The following is a 22764-nucleotide window of genomic DNA, read 5'->3' as shown; positions in this document are numbered from 1 at the left end:
GGCATAATGGGAGGGGAGTAGATTTAGAATACTTCTTTTAATTTTGAGCGCGGTTGAGTTATGACCGTTCCCCCCTCATCTGTCTTAGCACCGCTTCTTTCTCGCCATCGGCTACCACTTGTCCTCGGTCTAAAACAATGAGCCTATCGACTACTTCGAGCATGCTGGTTTTATGGGTAAACAACAACAGGGTATGGCTGGTATCTAATGTGCTGAGGTAGTGGCGTAAGTGTTGTTCGGCAGAACTGTCCATGTTGCTGGTGGGTTCGTCAAAGATCAATATTTTTGGTTGGCTCAGCAGGGCGCGGGCGATGGCAATCGCTTGTTTTTGTCCACCTGACAGTTGATGCCCGCCCTCACCGACTTGGCGATCCAGCCCATCAGGCTCATGATGGGTAAACCGGTTAACCCCGGCTTGTTCGCAAGCGGTGTGGATAGCGGTATCGCTGGACTGTGGGTTACCGAGGGTGATGTTGTCGCGAATAGAGCCGTAAAATAGGGTGGTATCTTGTGATACACAGCCGATTTGGCGGCGCAGTGCTAAAGGATGAAGCTGGTGGATATCAATATTATCAAACCGAATACTGCCCTCAGAAGGTGAATACAGCCCGCACAGCAGCCGTTGTAAGGTACTTTTCCCCGCACCGATCTTGCCAATAATTGCCACTTTTTCTCCGGGTTGAATGGTTAGGTTAAGATGATGCAGCGCCGGAATGGCGGCATGTTGATCTGCAGCTAAACTGTTTGAAGATTGTTGGTTACAGGGGTAGCTGAAACAGAGGTTGTCACAGCAAATGGCACCGCTAAGTACGGAATCCAGATAGCGTCGGTGATGATCGATATCGTCAGGCATCGCCATGATGTCATTGATAATAGTCATTGCCGATTTAGCTTGGTGGTAGCGGGTTGAGAGTTGTGACAGTTGGACCATTGGGGCGATGGCTCGGCTGGTGAGCATTGAGGCCGCAATCAGCCCACCCACTGATAGCTGACCGTTAGCGATCAGGTACACCCCGACTACAATCACGGCGACCGAGACCGTTTGCTGGGTAAAGCCCGCCAGATTGCCGATACTATCGGTGAGGCGGCGTGACTGCATCCCCCAGTTAGCCATATGTGCAATGGCTTGCTCCCACTTGTACTGAAATTGATGCTGTGCCCCATGTTGTTTGACGGTTTCCAGTCCGGCCAAGCTCTCGATCAAGTTGGCGTGTTTCTGTGATGCCAGCTTGGATCCCTGCTCGATACTGTTTCGCAGTGGGCGCTGGATCATCAGACTAAACAGTGCGAGCAGTATGACGGCGATAATCGGGACGAAGACTAGGGGTCCGGCGATCAGCCAGATGACTAGCAGAAACAGTAAGGCAAATGGCAGATCAATCAGCGAAGCTAACGTCGCAGAGGTGAATAATTCACGTATTGACTCGAACTCTTGTAAATGACGGGCAAATGCACCGACTGACGGCGGACGTGCCGCCATTTTAATTCCCATTACTTTCCGATAAATTGCCGATGATATGACGAGATCGGACTTTTTCCCGGCAAGATCGATAAAGTAGCTTCGCAATGTTTTGAGCAGGAAATCAAAGAGAAAAATGATCGCCATCCCGCTGACCAGTACCCAGAGGGAGTCAAACGCTTGGTTGGGAACGATTTTGTCGTACACCAAACGGGTAAATAGCGGGGTGGCGATAGCGAACAGGTTGATCAGAATTGATGCAATGAATACATCCCGGTAAATCGCTTTAGACTGCCATAGCGTACCCCAAAACCAATGTTGCTCAGGGCTCACAAATTGCTCGGGGCTGCGGGCATCAAATTGAAAATGTCGCTTGATCAGAAAAACACGGTTGAGGAACTGCTGTTCCAGCTCGTCAAAGTCGATCCATTGCTGCTGGCTATCAGTTTGCTCTGCGGTAAAAGGGGTGATCTGGGCTTGTCGTTGTTCGTCGTTAATCGCGAGTACGACACAGGCTCGATTGTCGGTCAGCATGGCGACAACCGGTAGCAGCAGCGGTGAGATCTGAGACAAGCCTAAATGGGTTTCTTTGGCCTTTAAGCCCGCATTTTCAGCGGCCTGAACAAATAATGGGGGACTGAGATAGCCGTCATTAAGTGCTAATCCGGCGAGCAAACTGTCGCGTGAACAGGGTAGGCCATAGTGTTGGCAGACGGTGATCAAGGCATTAAGCAGAGGATCACTCATGATCACCTCCTGAGTCACGCTTTGTATTACGTCTTTTATTACTTTCTACATCACGGTCTTTCTGGGAGGCCATGGCAAACCCCTGAATACCGTCGATGCCTAGCGAGGTTAATATTTTTACCTGCTGTGGGGTTTCTACCCGAGTTGCAATAGTGAGGATATCGAGGCTACGAGCGGTGCGCGTGAGGGCATTGAGTGCATCTCGCTGGATCTCATCATCCAGTTTACGCGTGTAAGCAAAATCGAGTTTAACGTAGCGGGGACGGTATTGGCGCAGGTAGCTGACGGAGCTGAAATGGTAGCCGTAATTATCGATGCCATAGCTGAAGTGGTGCTTGTCCAGAATATGGCAGAGCAAGTTAACGGGATCGGGCGTATAAATGAAGGCGCTTTCTGGGAGTTCGAAAATCAGTTGCTGGCTAATGGTGGGGTGCTGCGTTAGATAGATATCGAGCCATTGAATGAACCCCGTGTCCTGGATACTGTGATTAGTAAGATTAATACTGATTATGTGTGGGTTATGATGCTGGTATTGAAGCAGGTGATCACCTGCTTTGGTTATCATATAACGGTCAAAGAACGTGGTTTCATTGAGCGCTTCAAGGGCCGGCAAGAACTGGCCTGCCCGATAATCTCTCCCATTTCGCGTGATGGTGGAGAACACCTCCTGATGAAGCTCTTTACCCGTAGGGAGTCTGGCAGACTGGAAAATGAGCGTGATAGTGTTATTGACGACTGCCTGATGGCAAAGATCAAGCCATTGTTGTTTTCCCCATTGATTTTGTATTGCCCCGGATGCATCGTCGAGCAGTGCGATGTTATCGCTATGCTGAAGGGCTAAGGCCAGGGCATTGTCACACTGTGCGAGCAGCTGGGGCACGGTGGTCAGTACGGCTTCGTCGTCTCCGCTAGGCTTTACGACGATACCCGCCCAAATTTGGCTATCAATATCTGGTGAGCAGGCTTGCTGAATGGTGACGAGTTGATTAACGGTTTCGTGGGCGAGATCGGTTAATGCCTGCGGATTTTTATTTGAGATGATCAGTAAAAACTCACTCGGGCTCAGGCGGCCAACGTGAATCGTCGGGGCGACTAACAGTAGTAGTTTATGTCCAAATGCTTGGGTGAGTTTTGCCGCATGATCGAAACTTTTCGTATCAATATAGTGTTGAATAGCACTGGCTTTGATGATGATCGCGCCTCCTGTCAGCATCTGTTCCAGCCAGTCTTCCAGTTGCAGCAATAAGAGTCGTCGGTTGCCAAGGCCTGATTCTGGATCCTGATAGGCGCGTTTGCGCAGGATATCGGCCTGCTGGGCTTGTTGCGTGATGTATTGTTCGAGTTGGAATGACATGTGATTGAATGCGATAACCACGTCTTTGAGTTCGCGGGTCGTCGGTTCTGCGAGCGGTGGGTCGAATTCATGGCGGGCAATGGCGCGGGCTTTCATCTGCAGGGTAGATAATGGCTGTTTAACCAACTTATCGAGGATCAGCTTGAGTAAGACCAACCCAACCATAAAACAGCCAAGAAAGGTAGTGAGTAACTCCAGGCTACTTTGCCACAGTTTGCTGTAAGCGATAGCGGGCTGGCTTTTGATGGTAATGGTGGCGAGTTGCATCCAGCCACTGGTGAGGGTGTTTTTACGAGTAATCGTAGGGATATCAATCCACTGTACAAACAGTGCGGGCACTTGGTTGGGAGTAATCGCATAATGGCGTTCTATCTGCGATGGCGGGGTAAAGATATCCAATACCACCTGTTGATAGTAGCTGCCATCAAACATGGCATTGAGTACCGATTCTATCGCTACCGGATCGTTTTCTTTCAGGTAGGATGATAGTGCCAAACCGACCGCATGGATGGCATTGTCCAGTTCGACTGTTTGCTGCTCAACCAGATAGCTGCGGGTTGTCGTGAGCTGGCTGTAGAAAATCCCACCCAGAAGCAGGGTAAAGAGTACGAGTAGCCAGAGAAACAAACGGGAATACAGTGTCATACCTTCTCCAGCCTCCTATTAGTTACTGTGTATTTTCGTTAGTCTTAGTCGTTATCAATGTCGATGATGGGTTGCGCCAGCTGCTTACCCCGAAATCGGGAGCGCAGCAGGTTCCATTTCTTCAGCTGACTGGCTTTACCGATTGATTGCCCTTCGCCCTGTAATTTCATCAGCCACAGTTTGCTGCCGTTAAAGCTGTATATCGGTTGGAGATCGTGACGCTCAGTGGCGCGCAGAATATCCGGAGTCAGATTATCCAGTACCAGGGGTACGGCTGCTGGTGATGGGTAGTAGGCCAGTACCATATGGAACTGATCTAAACTCAGGGCTTTGACATAAATCAGACGGAGTTTTTCATCGGCAATCCCTAGCTCACGCAATGAGAAGTATTTGGCGATGCTGAAATCTTCACAGTCACCCGCACCAACCCCGAGAAACTCGAGCGGGGTAGCCCAGTAGTCCGATTGACCCCAGATGTCGAGATCATCGAGAAACAGCAGCTGATTAAACAGGCTATTAACTTGTTGGAGTTGCGCCAGTTCTCTTTGTTGTTGGATGTCAGCCAGTAATTGACGCCATGCGGTAACGCGCATGCCAGCTCGCTTGCCATAAGCTTGCTTAATGAGCATGACACTCTGCTGTTCATCTGGCGTTAGCGCCAATGCCCGGGATATTGGCCACAGCATGATCAAGCAGAGGATGAGCATGGTGGACGTGAGTGCGCTCAGTGGGTGTCCCATCGTTAATTAGTCCGGACTGAAAATATGGTCCACTCTTGCAATACATTGCCACGTTCGCCACGCACACGGGCGGTGACTCGACGACTGAGGGTATTTGTTTCCTCCGTGCTGCTGGCTGCAACGGGATCGTTATCACCGAACCCCAGTGTTTTGATCCGGTTAGGGGCGACGCCGTCGCTAATGAGCTGTCGGCGGACAACCTCTGCCCGACGCTGGGATAAGCCAAGGTTATAATCATGATTACCGACTGGGCTGGCGTGGCCTTTGAGCTCAATGTGGGCTTCTGGATAGCTGGCAAGGAAAGCGGCCATTTTTTGAATTTGCGGCAGAAATGGCGAAGGGATAACGGTGGAGTCATTGGCAAACAAGATATGGAGGTCATTGGATTCGTTGCGTTCAACCAGCGTCGGGCAGCCATTGTTATCAATAATGGCATCATGTGGCGTGCCGGGACATTTATCCCGGGCGTTGATCACTCCATCGTCATCATCATCAAACAGATCCTGGGATTGCTGGGCGACAGGTGGGGTTTCTGCGTTGGTGGCGCAGCCCATCGTGATCAGTGTGAACAGTAACATCCATAAGGTGGTCATTGATTGGATACGATGATTGAGAGATTGCTTAGCCATTTTTCCTCCTAGCGCACGGATGTTGACCACAGAGAAGGGGTATCTATTCGCATCTCATCCAGTAGCTTACCTGTCGCATTCAGTACTCGGTATTGGGCAATAATCCCGGCGTAATGCGCGTCGAGGTATGACTTACGCGCTTCAAATAGCTCATTTTCAGTATTGAGGACATCAAGCAGGGTGCGTTTGCCAATTCGAAATTGTTTCTCATAGGCGATGACGGTACGGGCAGACGCATCAACATGCTGCTGCAGATATAAGGTTTGGTGCTGGGCCAGCTCCATGGCACTCCAGGCTAAGCGGGTGCTTTCTTCCAGCAGGCGGTGGGCTCGGTCTCGGATATCTTTGGATTGGTTGATCTGGTAAGCGGCACGTCGGCTGTCTGCGCTGTCTGATCCGCCATTAAACAGGTTATAACGCATGCGAATTCCGGCTTTGAATTCGTTGGTATTGCCGGGGGCTCCATCGAGATCGTCACCCCACTCTTGTGATGCCTCAACAGAGAACGAGGGGAAGAAATTCCCTTTGGCTTGCTTGTACTGATAATTGGCGGCATCAATGTCATTACTTGCGACAAACAGTACCGGATTATGTTCTTTTGCGTGGCTTAGGGCGCTGTCCAGTGAAGTGGGGAGGTAGTTCTGATCTACTTCGGGCTTTTCCAGGTGCTCCGGTAAGCGACCAACTACCCGATAAAATTCAGTGGTTTTGTCTTGCAGGTTACTTTCAGCGGCAAGCAAATTGGCATGCGAACGAGCCAGACGGCCTTCAACCTGAGACATATCTGCCGTCGAGCCAATACCCGAATCGGTACGCTTTTTTATATTGGTGTACATACGCTGGTGAATGGCGTAATTATTCTGCGATAGCGTCAGAACGGCCTGCGCTTCTAAGGTATCAAGATAAATTTCACTGACTAGCAGAGCCTTATCTTGTGCATCAGCCAACAGTTGATAACGCTGTGCTTCGGCTTCGGCTTTATTACGTTGGATATCGTGGTAGGTGATGGATCCATCCCAGATCAATTGACGCAGGCTGATGGTAGCATCAAGAGGCTGATAATCACCGGTACTGTTCGTGGTGTTGTCATAGTTTTCGTAGCCAGCACCGGCCTCGACATCCAATGAAGGTAAGTAGTCGCCCAGTGCTGAGCGAGTGGATTCGTTCCGACTCATAAACGTGTTATAGGCTCGTTTGATGTCGGGATTTGTCGCTAACGTGTCGGCAACGGCTTGCTCTAGCGACTGAGCGAGTGCCGAGCTTGGCAATAGCGTGATACCGAGAGTCAGTATCAGAACGTTGAGTGAACAGCCATGTCTGAGAATGTTGTGATAGCGCATCGTCTTGGTTACTCCCTGAGTGCAGTGTGACGGGCTTTGAGCACCGGGTTGAGTAAATATTGCAGCACGGTTTGTTTGCCGGTGATGATGTCAGTAGCGGCGGTCATACCGGGTATAATGGGTAGTTGATTACCGAGTGGATCCGTGAAGTGAGTATGGTCGGTACGGATCTGTATGTGATAGAAACTGTTGCCTTCTTCGTCAACGACAGTATCGGGGCTGATATGCTCGAGCGTGCCGTCCAGCCCACCATACTGAGTGAAGTCGTAAGCGGTAAACTTGACGATGGCGCGCAAACCCGGGCGAAGGAAGCCAATGTCTTTGGGGGCGATTTTGGCTTCAATCACGAGGTTGTCTTCGGTTGGAACGATATCAATCAAGTCCATTCCCGGTTGGATCACCCCGCCGATAGTATTGATGTGAATTTTCTGCACGGTGCCGTTCACCGGAGAGGTGACAACAGTGCGGGTAACCTTATCTTGTAAGCCAATATGGGTTTGACTCAGGGTGTCAATTTTGTCTGAGGTCTGGTTGAGTTCGGCTTGGGTTTCGGAGCGGAAGTTGAGTGCAATATCGAGCCGCTTGTAGATGGCTTCGTGAAAGGCGGCCTTGAGGACGGGGATTTGCAGTTCGGTTGAGGTCATCTCGCGGCGGGTATCGTTGACCTGACGTTTGAGCTTAAGCAGCTCCACTCTGGGAACCACCCCTTCATCGGCAAGCGGTTTGGTGATCCGATATTCTTCACGGGTAAGTGAGTAACTTTGCTTCTGGTTTGCCAAGCGCGCCCGGGCCTCATCGAGTTCACGGGCTTTTTGGGTGATCTGCTGCGCGATGACCGAGAGTTGATTATCAAGGTTAGCCAGTTTATCGCGGTATTCGTGGCTCTGGCGGCGGATCAGAGCGGCGTGTTGCTGATGGAAGTCATCGGGGAAAATGAGCGGTACGGATGAGACAGTGACGGAGTGTGACCAATGGGTGTCGGTGATTTTTTTGGTCTGTACACTTTGCAGCAGTGCTGTCAGTCGAATCGCATCGGCCTGAAGCCCTGCTAGATCTTGGTTTTTCTCTTCGACATCAGAGCGAAAACGGGTGTCGTCGATTTGCATCAGCGGTTGGTGGGCACTGACTTGCTCCCCTTCTTGGATCAAGATAGCTTTGAGGATACCCCCTTCGAGGTTCTGGACGATTTGGCGCTGGGATGACGGGATCACTTTGCCCTGCCCTCGGGTGACTTGATCTAAATTGGCCAGCCCGGCCCAAATTAAGGCCGTGACGAAAAATGCGGCCACAATCCATAATAGAATACGGGCACTAACAGGCGTTTTAAGCAACAGTGATGCCTGAGTGTCATCGGCAAATTCGATATTCTCAGGATCGAGAGAGTGTTTGGCCATGCTTGTTTTATGTCTTCGTTATTGATTCATCAGTATGAATGTCAGATCAATGTTCTTTGACCCAACCAAGCATAGGGGATAGGCAGCTTTTACGGCGTAGCGAGAATGGGAATTATAAAAAATGAGAACGGTCTAGGGTTTGTGGAATGAGGCTCGGGGGTGAGACTACACTTGAGGAGGTAACTTGGGTAATAAGCGAGCTCAACCTAGAGAGTGCTGTTCATTATGGCGACCAATCCCCCTGCGATTTCCGAGTCAAATACGTTTAATTCTGCAGCTGAAATCATTGTTGAACAAGGCAGCGTGATCATTCCTCAGCCCAATGGATCAGTGACGGTCGTGACTGACACCTACCCACTGCAAGACATCGCTACTGTGGTGTTTGCTGACAGTAACGCCAAATATATGGTTATGCGCGATGGCGAGCCTATTTTGCTGAACTGGCCGTGCCCGACCTGCGTGTTGATTGCACCACAGCCTGATAGCCGTGTTGATCCCGCGTGGTCTGGTGATGTTGTCGATACGGCTGAAATGATAGAGAAGGGTAAACCTGTCAGTGATACCGATATTCAGTCTCAGGCACTCTCCGCGCAGGAATTAGCCGATCTACAAAGCTTCATCTTAGCGGGTGGGGACCCGACGGAATTACTCGAAGCACCAGCGGCTGGTATCGAGGCCGGAACAGGGCTCGCAGGTGATGCCGCCAACAGTGGTTTTGTGATCATTTTATATGATGGTGATGCCATTTTGACTGAGGCGGGATTTGAAACCCGCTATGAGCGAGATGAGTCAGAGGAGAGCGATGACAGTACGCCACTGTTTGTCCCCGAAGGGGGGGAAACCGGGAGTATGCAGCTCACCGAGGGGGATTTACAACCCAATACTTATCCGTCTGAATCAAGTGTAATGGTATCGGTGGCGGCAGGGACCTTGCCACTGGACGCAGCATCCTTCACATTTGATTTAGTGACGTTGTCACAGCTAATAGCAGAGCTTGATAGCCAGATCACCTCCGGTGGCCAGCCAGTGAGTTTCTCATTCAATATCACCACTAACGCGATTATTGGCACGCTGGTGGGTACCAGTGATGGGATTGGAGATGGTGTGGCAGGTAATACGGTGGTCACTTTTCAGCTCAACGCCGATTCCACTGGCCGAGAGGTGGCACTCACCGTTACGACATTGCTTGAACGGCCAATTGATCACATCGAAGACGGCAGTGGTTTGGTGACCTTTGGTAACGACAGCCTGACCGTGGTGTTAGCGATACAAGGTAACGATCTGGCCGGTAATTCCCTCGATAATCCGGTATTGATCAGTAGCACCATTGTTGACGGGTTAGCGCCTCAATTTGGCACCGATCCCGGAACGGTGATTGACGAAGCAGATGCCTTGGGTGAAGACGCGGGTGAGACAGTGGCGGGTGCGGTACCCATTGATCTTGGCAGTGATACTATTCGCAGCGTGATATTTGATGCGCAGCAACCCGGTTTAGATGGCTTGACCAGTAATGGTTTTGCGACCACGGTGATCACTAATGGCGATCAGCTGCAGCTGGTGGATAGCCGTGGTGAACTCGTGCTTGCCCTTAAGATTGAAACCGATGGCAGTTATACCGCTAATTTAACGCAGCCGCTCGATCAATTAACCCGTGCGCAGTTGGTACTAGATGTGGCCGTTACAGCGACGGATTTCGACGGCGATACGGCAGCCGGGCAAGTGGTTTTAATTACCATTGACGGCAATAGCCCGCCCGGAGGGGAAACCGGTGAGATCACCATTACTGAGCCGGATTTAGTTCCCAATGAATATCCTATTACGGCACAGACAAACGTCGATATTACCGCAGGTATTGATCGTTTAGATCCCAATACGGTCTCGATTGATCAGCAGCAACTGGCGACCTTGATTGCCGAGCTGAATACCGATGTACGTTCAGGTGGGCAGCCGCTGACATTCAGTTATGACCAAGCGACAGGGATATTAAGTGGTAGCTTGGTCAGCGGTGCCATTGCGGTGACGCTCACGGTGACGGCGGCACAGGGAGCGAATGGTCAGGATCTGGTTGTCACAGTAGTGCTGGAACAGCGTCTTCCCCTTGATCATGTTTCCGCATCAAACAGCAGCGGACTGGTTGCGGTGAATGGCGAGAAGCTGGTGATCTCGCTACCCATACAGGCCAATGATTCTGATGGCGATTTTCTCGATGCCCCTGCCGTCGTGACTGTCACCATAAATGATGGTCCATTGCCTACGTTTGGCGCAGACAGCGGCGCAAGCTTGGTTGACCCGGATAACGTCACTACCGGGCAGACGACCACGGCGACCGGGCAGATTGTCGTGGATGTCGGCAGTGACGCCATTGCCAGCCTGGTGTTTGTGGATAATCCGGCTTTATCGACTGTGATTGCCGGATTCAGCAGCAATGGTGAAGCCGTCAGTTATCAAGTTAGCCAAAATCAGTTGACGATAATGAATACGACGGGCGAAGTCATTCTGACCGTCAATATTGCCACTGATGGCAACTATTCGGTGGTGATGTCAGATGCGTTTGATCAGCCGGTTAGCAGCAACCAAATTCAACTGCCCATAAATGTCAGAGCAACGGATGATGATGGCGATGCCGTTCAAAGTAGCATTACCATCAGCCTGAATGATGGCGTTGATCCGCCCGGTGGCGAAACGGTTGCTGCTGCGTTAGTCGAGCCGGATTTGAATCCCAGTAATTACCCCGAAACCGTCACCGCCACGCTGACCATGGTAGCGGGGGCAGATCGGATCCTGCCTGATTCATTGACGATTGATCCCGCTCAGATCAATGCGTTGATCGCGGCGTGGCAGACGGCATTGACGTCGGCTGGGCAACCTCTGGTTTTTACCTTTATCCCTGCCACGAACCCTGCTGCCTTGAACGCTATAACAGGCGTATTGGAAGGGCGATTACCGGATAATACCTTAGCGGTCAGTGTGACGTTGTCGGCAGCACAAGCCAGTAACGGCGATGACATTGTTGTCACTATGGTGACCTCGCAGTTTGTTCCACTTGATCATATTGTATCGGTGAGTTCACCGTATATTGCAGTGAACAGCGACGAAATGGTACTGAATGTGCCTTTAATTGCAACTGACAGTGACGGTGACAATGTTATTCAGCCAGCCACTTTTACGGTAGTAATTTCGGATGGCGTTGATCCCGTTATTGAGGCGACGCCCCCGTTACAGGTCAAAGAAAGTGATATTGATGCGGGGGGGGATTTCCATCCCGGTTCGACACCGTCAGGGCAGGGGCAAACCGCCACCGGGCAGATCACGTTTGATACCGGCTCGGATGCGATCAAGGTTTTTGAGGTCGATGTTGACGCGTTTAATACTGCCAATGCCGGCAATTTAACCGCTGGGGGACAAGCCGTCACCTTGGTATTTAATGCCGCCAGTGATCGGTATGAAGGCCAAGTGAATGGTACGCCTGTTTTTCTACTGGTACTGACCCCCACAGGCAGCGTGACGTTTACCTTGTTAGGCGCACTGGATCACGTCCAGCCCGCCAATGACACTCAGCTCGAATTGACCTTCGTGGTGACCGCCGACGATCAGGACGGCGATACCAGCAATGCGGCAAACTTAGTGGTGACGGTTGAAGATGATATCCCGCAGATCCAAGCGATCGCCTTTCGGCCAGTCGAAGAAGGCAATCGAACCGAAACCCGCGATATTCTGACCGTATCACAAGAAGGGGCGGATGATGCCGATGTCACTGCCGTGATCATTGCCGGTATGCGGCAGGAATTAACCGGAACACCCAATGGTCAGGGCTTCTTTTCGTTTGATGTCAGCCAAGATGGCCAATTACTCGGTCAGTTATTGATTAACCCCAACGGTCGAGTGTTTTTTAACGCCTTGCCCAATGTTGATCATACCGGCCAGCCGATAGTGACCTCGGTAGAAGTGGAAGTGACCGATGGTGATGACGATACCAGCCAAAATACGGTCACGATCACCATCACCGATGAAGGCCCAGAATTGACGGTACAGCCTGCCAATGGGGTGGAAGATCAGGGACGTAATGCCGATGAAACACTGGGCGATCCGACGCAGGGGATTGCCATCGATATGTCGATTGATATCGGGGATGGTGACCGCAATGAGCAGATCGGCGAGGTGTTCATCGTCTTGCCCGCTGAGCCGCACGGCCTGTTTTATCTTAATGGTGTTGAACTTATCCCGACGGCTGGGCAGATACTGCTGCCAGCATCCGCATTTACTGACCCTGATGGGGATGAAATCTTTACGTTGCAGGGCGTGACCTTTGTGCCTGATGCCGATTATTCCACTTTTGCCGAACCGGGTAATGAGATTGATTTTACCGTAACAGCGCAAGTCGTCACCGATGACGGGGTTAACCATCCGCTGCAATCAGGCACGTTGACGATTGATATTCTCGGTATTGCTGATCCCCCCGTATTCGCACCCAGCACGGTTACCTATTACGGTAATGGGATCGAAGATGGTGCGAATATTAGCCTGACCGAGTCGTTTCAAGCGGTGCTACAAGATAATGATGGCTCAGAGGTGCTGACCTACTTCATTACCATTACTGAAGGGGAGGGGGAAATTGTCGGCTCGGACATCACCCAAGTGTCGCCGGGGGTATTTGAAGTCCCGGTATCAGCGATTGGCTTGATAGCACTCAATCCTGCGGATAATTTCAGTGGTGATATCCGCCTTAATGTGACGGCGCAAAGCCGTGAAGTGAGCCACTTTGCGCCGGGGTTCGAGACCGCACAGATCACCGAGGCTATTCTGGTGAATGTCCTGCCGGTGGCCGATGAGGCACAATTGAAAGTCAGCCGAATTAATTCACTGGAAGATCAGCCTATCGCTTTGGCCCCTTTGATCACGCTGACGGAGCTGGATGACACCGCGGATGATTTTGGGGTGGAAACCTTGTTCGTTCGTATTTCAGCCCTGCCCACAGGGGCGCAGCTGGAACAGAACGGCACAGTGTTGGTGCCCAATGCTGACGGGGTGGTTGAAATTTTGTATAGCGCGCTGGATCAGGTGCAGTTGATCCCGGTGCCAGAGAGCAATGTTGATTTTCAGATCACGGTCGTTGGTGTGGTTAAAGATGTGGTGACCATTACCGAAGCAGATGGAACGACTAAGCAAGTCGAAGACGTGTCGGTGACACCCGCACAGTTTATTGATATTGGATTGACCGGGGTGGCTGATGTACCGGGTTTTGATCTGGATGGCACCAACTGGACCGACATTGTTGGCGGTACCGTGCCGGGTATTGAAACCACTATTGATGAAGATACTTCTGCGGTGCTTGATTTTAATCTGGTGTCCGGTGAACGGGTGAATGCCCCGTTGGATGACTCGGAAACCTTGACCTTTGTTATTTCCAATATCCCTCAGGGGACGCGTATTTTTGATGCCCAAGGCAATGAGCAGACACTGGTGTTTGTGGGGTTTGACCCCACCACGGGATTGCCTCGCTATGAAGTCAAACTGACCGGGGAAGCCATCGGTGAGCCGGGCAAACCGGTGGAAATCAGCATCAAGCCCCCCGAGAATAGTACTCAGGACATTACATTAAACGCCAGTGTGGTGGTGACAGAGAATGATGGTGATCACCGCGTCTCTGAATTTGAGCTGGTCATTCATATTGTGCCCATTATCGACGGGGCTGATTACAGTCGGCAAAGCAATGGCCTTGAGGATGAATTTAATAGTCTCAATTGGCAGCCGGTACTGGCAGATACTAAAGAGGAGATTACCGGATTGGTGCTGGGAAATCTCCAGCCCGGGTATCAGTTGCAGATCAATAACGGTGGCACGATAACGCCACTGGTGATTGATGCCGCAGGTTCGGTCACCTTGGATACAGTACAGCTAGGGCAGTTGTTGGCGGGGGCACAGTTGCAGCTGCTCGCGCCTCCCAACTCTGATCTGAACTTAACGGGGGCAACGGCCATTAGCACCCAAGTGACCGTGACGGAAACCGATGTCGACTCGCCGGCAACGGATACCAAGGTGATTAACGGCACCCTGAACGTGGTGCTGCGTGCAGTGGTCGAGCCAAATGCTGAACTGGGTGTGCAGGTGACCAATGCACAAGGCCAGCCTGAATTTGTCGACAGTATTGTGTCTGGTGATGGTAGCTTGGATCTTTCTGGTGGCGCCGGATCGGATGGCCAAATTGTGTTTGAAGACCTTGACCCCAGCAGTGATGAAGTGATTCTGACTCTGGTGATCACCTTCCCTGATCCCAATATCCAGTTTGTGGTGGTCGGCGGGGTGAATAATGGCGATGGCAGCTGGACCATTCCCAGCAGTAGCTTGAATGCAGTTCAGATTTTAGCCCCGGAAGGATTTACCGGCACGGTGGCCGTGCAGCTGGCGGCGCAAGTGCAGGATCAAAGTGATGATGGCGATCCCAGCGCCATCGTCGAAGTGACCAGTACCCTGACCATTGATTTTCAGGGCAGTACCTTGAATCTCGAACTGGCGGCTGATATTGCGGTCGATCAGACCATTATCGTCACGGGTAATGAAGACAGTGCGGTGGATCTGGCCAGCTTTCTCAATCAAATCGTCACCATCGATACCTCGGCGGCTGATCAGCCCAATGATGAATTTTCGCTGGTGATCAGCGCGGCCAGTCTGCCCTCTGGCGCCTCTATTTCCGGCACTGAATTTAATTTTGTCACCAATGAATATGTCATTAAGTTGCCGGTTCCGGCAGACGGTAATCTGAATCTATCGGGCATCACCCTAAATTTGCCGCAAGACTTTGCCGGTGATTTCTTGCTTGATGTGAAATACGTCAATACTGATACCGCCAGCGGTAATGTGAAAGAAGTGACGGACAGTATTCCAGTGCGGATCAGCCCCATTGTTGATGTGCCAAGCCGAATGGGTGATAACTTGCGAGAGCCTGATATTGCGGTCTCGGTAGTCGAAACCCAAGGATTAGATGCTGATCGGCAGCCGATAGCCGCGGGCGATCCGGAGGTGATATATCCCGGTATCGCCTATGAAGATGGCACCATCGTGTTAGACATTACCGCGACAGTGGCGGATATCAGCACGACTACGCTGGAGGGATTGGAAACCATCCAGCAGGCGACGGTTACCACTGGGGCATTGGGCGGGTTTTTCCTTAATGCTGCCGGGGAACAAGTGACCAGCCTGACCATCACCGATGTCAGTCAGCTGAGCAGTGTGCGCTATATTCCGCCGAAAGATTTCAACGGTGAGATATCATTGACTGTCGATGTCACCATTGTCGATACCGCCAATTACGATCAAACGTCGGGTGCCGCCGTGCAGACAGATACTGCTGATTTCAGCGGCGCGATCACGTTTGAGGTGATTGCGGTCAACGATACCTTGGATTTCACGGGTACTGAAACCCCAGTGGTGGGCAACGAGGACAGTGGGCCGATCCGCTTTACTGGCATCGGTGGTGAAGTGGTGGATGTGGATGGTTCCGAGGCCATTTTATCGGTCAAGATTGTCAATGTGCCGGATGGTTTTATCATTGACGGTGCGGCTAATAATGGCGGCGGAGAATGGAGTATCTCTGTTCCTACCGGTAGTACGGCGTTTGATTTAGCGGCGATAGGGCTGACACCGCCGAAGAATTTCAGTGGCACGATTGAGCTGGGTATTGTGGTGTTCACCAAAGAGACCAGTCTGGAATTACCGGAAGAAAATACCGCCACGTTTATGGTCGATGTGAAACCCATTGCCGATAAGGTCGATACCGATATCACCACCACGGTGAGCGGCAGAGAAGATCAGGATGTCACTTTGACTCTGAACATTACAGTGCAAGATGACAGTGACAGTTTTACCGGAACCGCCTCGAATGTGACCGAAAATCCGCCGGAAACACTGCAAGTGCAAATCAGTAATGTGCCAGAGTCGAGCCAGATCGCTTTGCCCTCCGGTGTTACGGGGACAGCCAGCAATTTAGGTGGCGGGGTGTGGGTGGTGATAGTGCCTGCCACTGAGCTGGCGAGCCTGACATTCATTCCCGGCAATGCCAATAGTAATAATTGGAACGGTCAGTTGGATTTGGCGATTCGTGCGGTTGACCAAACCGATGTGGCGTTGGACAGTAATGCGACCTTTCAGACCATTACCCTTACCATCGAGGCGGTAGATGATGCGCCAGTGCTCCCCGACATTGCTAACCAAACGGTGGCAGAAGATACGGCGTTGGTGATCAATGACCTTAGCGTGACAGATGTTGATTTTAATGAAACCGGTACGACTGGCGTTATGACAGTGACCTTATCAGCGGCTAACGGCACGTTGACTGTTTCTGATCCTGGAGGGGGAACAGGGGCGGGTTCGGTAACGATTACGGGCAATGGTAGCGGAACAGTCACATTGGCGGGTGGCCTTGCTGACATTAATACCCTCTTTGCCGCAGGTGTCACCTATCAGGGAGACCCTAATTTCAGTGGTGAAGACACTATCACCGTGACCGCCGATGATAATGGCAATGTCGGTGCGGGCGGGCCGTTGCAAGCCACAACGACGATCAATATTACTGTGATACCCACAGCAGATTTGCCCACGCTTGAGCTGTCTATTCCGCAATTGACTAATACCCGCGCGGCACTGGGCGTTTTAGTACCCTTGATTGGGTTGGTGGCAGCGGTTGCCGATGCCAGTGAAACCTTGCTGGTGGAAGTGCGTAACTTAGGGCCGGGCCGGCTGGTGAATGCCGCGGGGACGGAAGTGGGCACGAATAATGGCGGCGGTAGCTGGCAAGTGCCTGTGGCACAGTTGGATGATCTGTTTATTGCCGATTTACCTCAGGGTTTAAATAACCTGACAATAGTGGCTATTTCGCAAGAAAGTGATGGCAGCCAAGCAGAGTCGACCGAGGTGTTGATCGGCATCCGGATGGATAACCTGACTGAAACGGGGAACCAGATTGGCGTTGGGGAGTCAGACGGTGAAAATTTTGTGCTCGGCAGCGCGGCGAATGAGCAACTCTTTGGGGGGCTGGCCGATGACATTTTAGTTGGCGGCGGTGGAGAAGATACCCTATTCGGTGGTGCGGGCAGTGATGAGCTATGGGGCGGGGAGCGCAACGGTACGGGTGATGGGGTACGTGATGTATTCACTTGGCAAACAGCCGATCTGGGTGCGGAAGGTACACCGTTTACCGATACGGTGAAAGACATGGAAATCGGGATTGATCAGCTTAATATTGCTGAAATTTTACCGGATGCGTTACCCGGTTCTTTACCAGATAACGGTGAGGATGAGTCAGATCTTGACCGCTTGCTAAATAATATTACCGCCACCGTTGAAGATAGCGACACCATTCAGTTGGATATCGCGGCCAGTGCAACGCAGCAGCAAAATATCGTATTGGATAATATCGATGTTGTCGGATTGGGACTGGATAGCGGATCATCGTCAGCAGAGATTATCAATCAGTTATTTACCAACAATACGTTTATTGTTGATTGAGTGTTGGGTCATGCGGCCTAGGTAGGAAGAAGTATTGAGAATGAGACTGTCTCATGAAATAGCCAGTTGTCATCATACGTGCAGATCTACACTAAGGTATGCGCGAATTAGTCCTTGCTTCTTTAATGTCTATCCCTCTGTATCTTGCGACAGTGAGAGTGCAGGGTTTACTCTCTCAGTTGTGCTTATTGATGGTATTGGTTGGCTTTCCTGCTGGTATTATTCGTGCCGCAGAAGGCGGGCGTGTACATCACCTTCCGCTTAGCGGCACAGCGGTATTAGCCCCGCAATTCTCACCGTCGCCAGGTGTGGATGTGACGCTCACCTATGCCCATACTGACGGGGTAATGCCTGAGTACCAGACTGTGTCTGTTGCTGGCCTATTAGTGGATGGATTGAAACTTGAAGAGAATCATTTTGCACTGAGTGTATTTTGGCAACCGGATTGGGAAACGGCACAGCAGTGGAGCTACACTATGGGACTCACTCTACCATTTGTCTCTGTCAATGCCGCTAGCACGGTTAACCATGATGGGCATACCGGACAGGAGCGTTATCACATGGATTCTGCCCGTGGGCTGGGTGATATAGTCCTGTTCCCGATGGTGCTGCAATATGCCTTGGATCGTCATTGGCATGGAGCGGTAAATCTTGCTGTATATGCCCCAACAGGGGATTTCCAGGTCGGGCGACTGGCCAACCCTGGCCTGAATTACTGGACATTCGAACCCGCTGTGTCTCTCTCTTATCTTGAGCCTGCACAAGGCCAAGCTTTTAGCATTAAAAGTGGTATTGGGATTAACACTGAAAACCCTGACACGGATTATCACAGTGGCGCACAATTCTACCTTGAATCATCGTTATCTCAATATGTCATGTTTTTCGGTGGATTTACCGGGCTGGGCGTGACGGGCTATTGGTCTGAACAGCTGACGGGTGACAGTGGGCGCGGGGCAGTATTGGGGGATTTTAATACCAGACGCCTCGCAGTGGGTCCGGTGCTGAGTTATAAAGCCGGCTGGGCCGATGTTGAGTTTTCGCTGAGCTGGCTACATGAGATTAATAGCCAGCATCAGCTTAAAGGGGACACTCTGTCGTTTCAAGTACAGGGGCGTTATTAGTTGTATTAGACGTGCGTGCTACAAATTATAACGAACGACGCTCTGACGTTGACGGGAATATCCGGCACCAGTCATTTTTCATATCAACAACTTGCCATTTATGTTGCTTGGCAGATTGCATCAATGCAGGGCTAAATTTACCTTCAAAGGAATCGGCACCATATTGCCACTCGCGGACACTATCCGTGTGATGAATTAGCATGCCTAAGCTCGGCCCTTGTTGTGATGTTGTCCAAGATAACATTGCCTCATCACCGTTAGAATTACCAATAGCTAAAATAGGGCGTTTACCGATAATAGTGGCAATATTAATTGCTTTTTGCGGGCCATCATTCACATATACGAGCTTACTATTCTTAATTAATGTGCCATCTTTATATGTATAACCAAATGCCGTGCCGATAACATTTTGGGCGGGTATATGATAAATAGCGTCACTCCAAGGTTTGACGAATGCACCACCCGCACCCGTTACAATAAACACATTAAAATTATGAGCATGTAAATAATCAATCAACTCGATCATTGGCTGATACACTAAATCAGTATACGGACGTTTAAAGCGTGGCGATTGTGCGGTTGATAACCAATTTAAGACATTTTCACTGTATTGCTCTGGCGTTAACCCTGCTTGTGCTGTTGCTAAAATAGGCAATAATGCAGACCAGCCTTTATCAAAAATAGCTTTAGTATTACCATTTAAAACCCACTTATACGGTGTTTCTGTCTGCCATTCAGGATGTTTATCGCTCTCTTTTTTGATCTGATTAAAAGCAAACAAAAACTGCGTATATGTCGGTTTTTCTGGCCACAAGGTGCCATCATTATCAATAACGGCAATGCGATCACTGGGTTTTACATAACCTGTATTGCCTTCAGTTGTCACGTTATCAACAAATTGAATAAGCGCACTTCTGCTCGCACTTTGATTCCACAATGGTAATGCTTTACCGCTATTAATACATGTTTCACTATAGGCAGGTGCCGATAGCACACTAATAAATATGCTAATAGCAATTAAAAATTGCTCTATTTTCTTTCTGTTCACAACCCGATCCTTAAGTAATTCATAAAAAACAGAGGTCCAAATGACCTGCTTTATTCATGACAATAATTCTAACAGTAATTAGTGTAAGGATTATCGCTATTTGGTATGGCATTGTTGTTATCACATCACCCATGTACCAGCATATTGGTTAGCCACGAACTCATAGGCTAAGTGCTTGTCATGTGAGTATGATGGATATTTCCGTTATATTTCAAGTTAGCTGGGGGATTGTAATTATGGCTGTCACGATAATGCTTTCATAAAAAATACCGGCAATCCTTGTCGTGGTTACCTGCTGTTCTATTAGCGTGTTGTAAAGCGCCAGATATCACCCGTAGTGACTTGATTATCTCGTACTACATCCACTCGCCAGAAGTACGGCGTGTTCGGTTGAAGATCCATCACGGTGTAGGCATCATTAGCCTCATTTACCATCTTTAATGCTGATGGAGAGGTGCCCAAGTATACATTGTAATGCCATTCACGGTTTTGCTTGAACATGAGGTCTAAGGTTAAGGCGACCTTAGTTGCGTTTTCAAATGGGACCGGATTCATGGTTTTTTGTCCATGGTGCCCCGGGATCCAAGGGACTGAATCCGTATTTTCATAGGCTCCAATATCTGGCGCACGGCCTAAATACTCAATGGCGCTCAGGCGACTATCTGCTGTTCCTGTATTAATGATACTCGCGTTGACTTTTGGCCTGAAGTCACCCCAATTTGCCCCTTGTAACTGGTTAAATATATCCCCATCACGATTGGTCATATTACCCATGGTACTCCCCGGAACCACAAGTTGGTCGGGTGTGCCTGATTTACGCCCTTGTAAACTGCCAACGAGGTTATTGAGCGTTTCAGAATTGATGTTTAGGCCACCCGCATCTTTCTTATTGAAAATAATCAGATCGGCCACCTCATTGTTAAACATAAGATTGTTGAAGGTCGCGTGGCGATCCCCTTTGATGATTGAGAAATTGCTATTCCACACGACATTATGATGCACAAGACCGTCATGCCCAATTTTCGATGCGCCTTCTACGCCATCAAACCTGATCCCTGCTTTTGGTGTATCGTGCACCCAGTTGTACGCAATTTCAGTTTGCGCCTGTTGTTCGATACCAACATTGATCGCCGCTCCATCGTGTTGCAGTAAGCTGGTGTTATAGACGTGATTACCTATTACTTTCGATGCGGCTCCCACACGAACACCTTCAGAATTACCAGCGGTATGGAAGGTGTTATTCGTGAAGCTGATATTACGGCTTTGTGATGCCATATTGAGCGAGCCTTCACCACCGGTACCCAGATTGGAATAATCGATATCATGAATAAGAGTGTTATCGATGGTATCTCCAACCTCTTTGACCATCTCAAAGGCGGGCCCATCCGTATATGCCAGATAACTGTCTTTAATTACATTATTTGTGGTTTTCAGTGCCTTGTTATTGTTGATGAACTTAATGGTTTGTGGGCGGGTTAAATCACCCAACATACGTTGCGAGTAAGCATAATAACGTGCATCAACATTCTCAAAGGTAATACCCTGTGAACTGATGACAGTAAATGCGGTGCCAAAAAAGTCGATATTTTTTAACACGATATCGTTCGCATTACGCACTGTTAACCCATAGGTTTGCGTCTTTGCTCGCACAGTGAGGTGATTGGGGTCTTCCCCCTTCGGAGCCCATAAATAGACAGTTTTCGTTTGTCTATCAAAGAACCACTCATTTTCACTGTCGAGTAATTCCAGCTTACCTTCAAGGTAATAATGCCCCTCTTCATATCGGGTGTTTTTGGTTTCCCAGAAATGCCCTTTGCCCAACATATTATCTGCGGCCGTTTTCATGGCTGTGCCAGAGCCCGAAAAATCCTTGCTATACGTAAAGGTGTTGGTGCCTGGTGTGTGCGATTCCACGATTTGTGCCCAGTTAAGCCATGAGCCAATATTCATGATAGCAATGGCTCCTGTGGCATCAATGCCTGAATCTGCTAACGATTGAGTATTTATTCCTTCTGGAAGCGGTTCATACTGATTGCCACTGTTGCTTACCATAATATTTTTATAAGGACGTTCATCAATCATGGTACCAAAGCGGCTTTCTGGTGCTTGGTGGCGCCATGTTTTTTTCATATTCCATAATGAACCATCATGCAGTTGAGCATTTGGCCAACGCGCAGACATCACCATTTCATTGTTGATGAACAGCTGCCATATCGGGCTACTCACCTTCGTTTTATAGATATTGCCACGGTGTACGGTCCATGGCGTATCGATCACAACGGTGCCATCAAAAATCGCATTATTACCTTGAATGACAATCGGATCATCGGCACTTCCGCTGGCTTTCTCTACTTCCTGTGCAGTACGATAACGCCCTGCACTTAATTCAACCACATCACCGGCTTTCGCCAGACTCAATGCTTTCTTTAGCGAAGCAAAGGGCGCAGCTTGTGTACCATTGTTGCTGTCTTTTCCGTCAGGGCTGATAAAAAAGCGCACCGAATTTGTACAAATATCTGATGAGGGGGCGGTTGAACCATCTGGACACATGACAGGTAGGACTGGGTATTCTTTCAGTGACGGCGCGGATGCCGCCAGCATCCCTGCACTCCATAATGATAAGGTAAGGACCATAATGGTTAGTTGTATTCTCATAAAATCCGTTCTCATGATCATCGTGTTGCAATTACATCTGCGGCTTTTTTCATTGCATCATGCTATTGCTGACCATTTTAGAAATGGCAGTAGCGATACTGGGCTTTTACGGTATTTCTTGTGCATCCTCA

At 49.9% G+C, this 22764-nt stretch carries 10 protein-coding genes; 2 read left to right on the top strand and 8 right to left on the bottom strand.

What is annotated here, in order from left to right; all coding sequences use genetic code 11:
• Positions 1–58: 58 nt before the first annotated feature.
• Genes L4D12_RS19785 through L4D12_RS19760 form a run of 6 tightly spaced genes read right to left on the bottom strand, consistent with a single transcriptional unit; the run spans position 59 to position 8308 of the window.
• A complete protein-coding gene (locus L4D12_RS19785; RefSeq protein ID WP_428449563.1) occupies positions 59–2206 on the bottom strand; it encodes a type I secretion system permease/ATPase in 2148 nt (715 codons plus the stop codon).
• Positions 2199–4205 (bottom strand): bifunctional diguanylate cyclase/phosphodiesterase, encoded by a 2007-nt coding sequence (locus tag L4D12_RS19780; RefSeq protein ID WP_428449562.1) that lies wholly within the window; start codon positions 4203–4205, stop codon positions 2199–2201. The genes L4D12_RS19785 and L4D12_RS19780 overlap by 8 nt, the downstream gene beginning before the upstream one ends.
• 44 nt (positions 4206–4249) lie before the next feature.
• Positions 4250–4912 (bottom strand): transglutaminase-like cysteine peptidase, encoded by a 663-nt coding sequence (locus L4D12_RS19775; RefSeq protein WP_428449565.1) that lies wholly within the window; start codon positions 4910–4912, stop codon positions 4250–4252.
• Between the two features lie 35 nt (positions 4913–4947).
• Positions 4948–5574: an OmpA family protein gene (locus L4D12_RS19770; protein ID WP_428449561.1), complete on the bottom strand. Its 627-nt coding sequence runs from the start codon at positions 5572–5574 to the stop codon at positions 4948–4950.
• A gap of 8 nt (positions 5575–5582) precedes the next feature.
• On the bottom strand, positions 5583–6914 hold the full coding sequence (locus L4D12_RS19765) for a TolC family outer membrane protein (protein WP_428449560.1): 1332 nt from the start codon (positions 6912–6914) through the stop codon (positions 5583–5585).
• A gap of 8 nt (positions 6915–6922) precedes the next feature.
• On the bottom strand, positions 6923–8308 hold the full coding sequence (locus L4D12_RS19760) for an HlyD family type I secretion periplasmic adaptor subunit (protein ID WP_428449559.1): 1386 nt from the start codon (positions 8306–8308) through the stop codon (positions 6923–6925).
• 225 nt (positions 8309–8533) lie between these two features.
• Here L4D12_RS19760 and L4D12_RS19755 point away from each other — a divergent pair, with 225 nt between their 5' ends.
• Both L4D12_RS19755 and L4D12_RS19750 read left to right on the top strand, forming a co-directional pair.
• Positions 8534–17809, top strand: a complete 9276-nt coding sequence (locus L4D12_RS19755; protein WP_428449558.1) for a retention module-containing protein — start codon at positions 8534–8536, stop codon at positions 17807–17809.
• Between the two features lie 98 nt (positions 17810–17907).
• Positions 17908–18930: a SphA family protein gene (locus L4D12_RS19750; RefSeq protein WP_428449557.1), complete on the top strand. Its 1023-nt coding sequence runs from the start codon at positions 17908–17910 to the stop codon at positions 18928–18930.
• Positions 18931–18955: 25 nt separating this feature from the next.
• On the opposite strand, the gene L4D12_RS19745 is transcribed toward L4D12_RS19750, so the two are convergent.
• Both L4D12_RS19745 and L4D12_RS19740 read right to left on the bottom strand, forming a co-directional pair.
• Positions 18956–19978 carry an HAD family hydrolase gene (locus L4D12_RS19745; protein WP_428449556.1) on the bottom strand — a complete coding sequence of 341 codons (1023 nt, stop codon included), beginning with the start codon at positions 19976–19978 and terminating at the stop codon, positions 18956–18958.
• A gap of 303 nt (positions 19979–20281) precedes the next feature.
• Positions 20282–22633: a DUF1565 domain-containing protein gene (locus tag L4D12_RS19740; RefSeq protein ID WP_428449555.1), complete on the bottom strand. Its 2352-nt coding sequence runs from the start codon at positions 22631–22633 to the stop codon at positions 20282–20284.
• Positions 22634–22764: the final 131 nt, after the last annotated feature.

This window comes from Photobacterium nomapromontoriensis (assembly GCF_050336815.1).
Classification (GTDB): Bacteria; Pseudomonadota; Gammaproteobacteria; order Enterobacterales; family Vibrionaceae; genus Photobacterium; species Photobacterium nomapromontoriensis.
This window is presented reverse-complemented; position numbering and strand designations above follow the sequence as displayed.

What these genes read in the sequence shown, in the direction of transcription:
- L4D12_RS19780 (WP_428449562.1), bottom strand. Translation starts at nt 4,205, where the DNA reads ATGACACTGTATTCCCGTTTGTTTCTCTGGCTACTCGTACTCTTTACC.
- L4D12_RS19775 (WP_428449565.1), bottom strand. Translation starts at nt 4,912, where the DNA reads ATGCTCATCCTCTGCTTGATCATGCTGTGGCCAATATCCCGGGCATTG.
- L4D12_RS19740 (WP_428449555.1), bottom strand. Translation starts at nt 22,633, where the DNA reads ATGAGAATACAACTAACCATTATGGTCCTTACCTTATCATTATGGAGT.
- L4D12_RS19760 (WP_428449559.1), bottom strand. Translation starts at nt 8,308, where the DNA reads ATGGCCAAACACTCTCTCGATCCTGAGAATATCGAATTTGCCGATGAC.
- L4D12_RS19755 (WP_428449558.1), top strand. Translation starts at nt 8,534, where the DNA reads ATGGCGACCAATCCCCCTGCGATTTCCGAGTCAAATACGTTTAATTCT.
- L4D12_RS19750 (WP_428449557.1), top strand. Translation starts at nt 17,908, where the DNA reads ATGCGCGAATTAGTCCTTGCTTCTTTAATGTCTATCCCTCTGTATCTT.
- L4D12_RS19765 (WP_428449560.1), bottom strand. Translation starts at nt 6,914, where the DNA reads ATGCGCTATCACAACATTCTCAGACATGGCTGTTCACTCAACGTTCTG.
- L4D12_RS19785 (WP_428449563.1), bottom strand. Translation starts at nt 2,206, where the DNA reads ATGAGTGATCCTCTGCTTAATGCCTTGATCACCGTCTGCCAACACTAT.
- L4D12_RS19770 (WP_428449561.1), bottom strand. Translation starts at nt 5,574, where the DNA reads ATGGCTAAGCAATCTCTCAATCATCGTATCCAATCAATGACCACCTTA.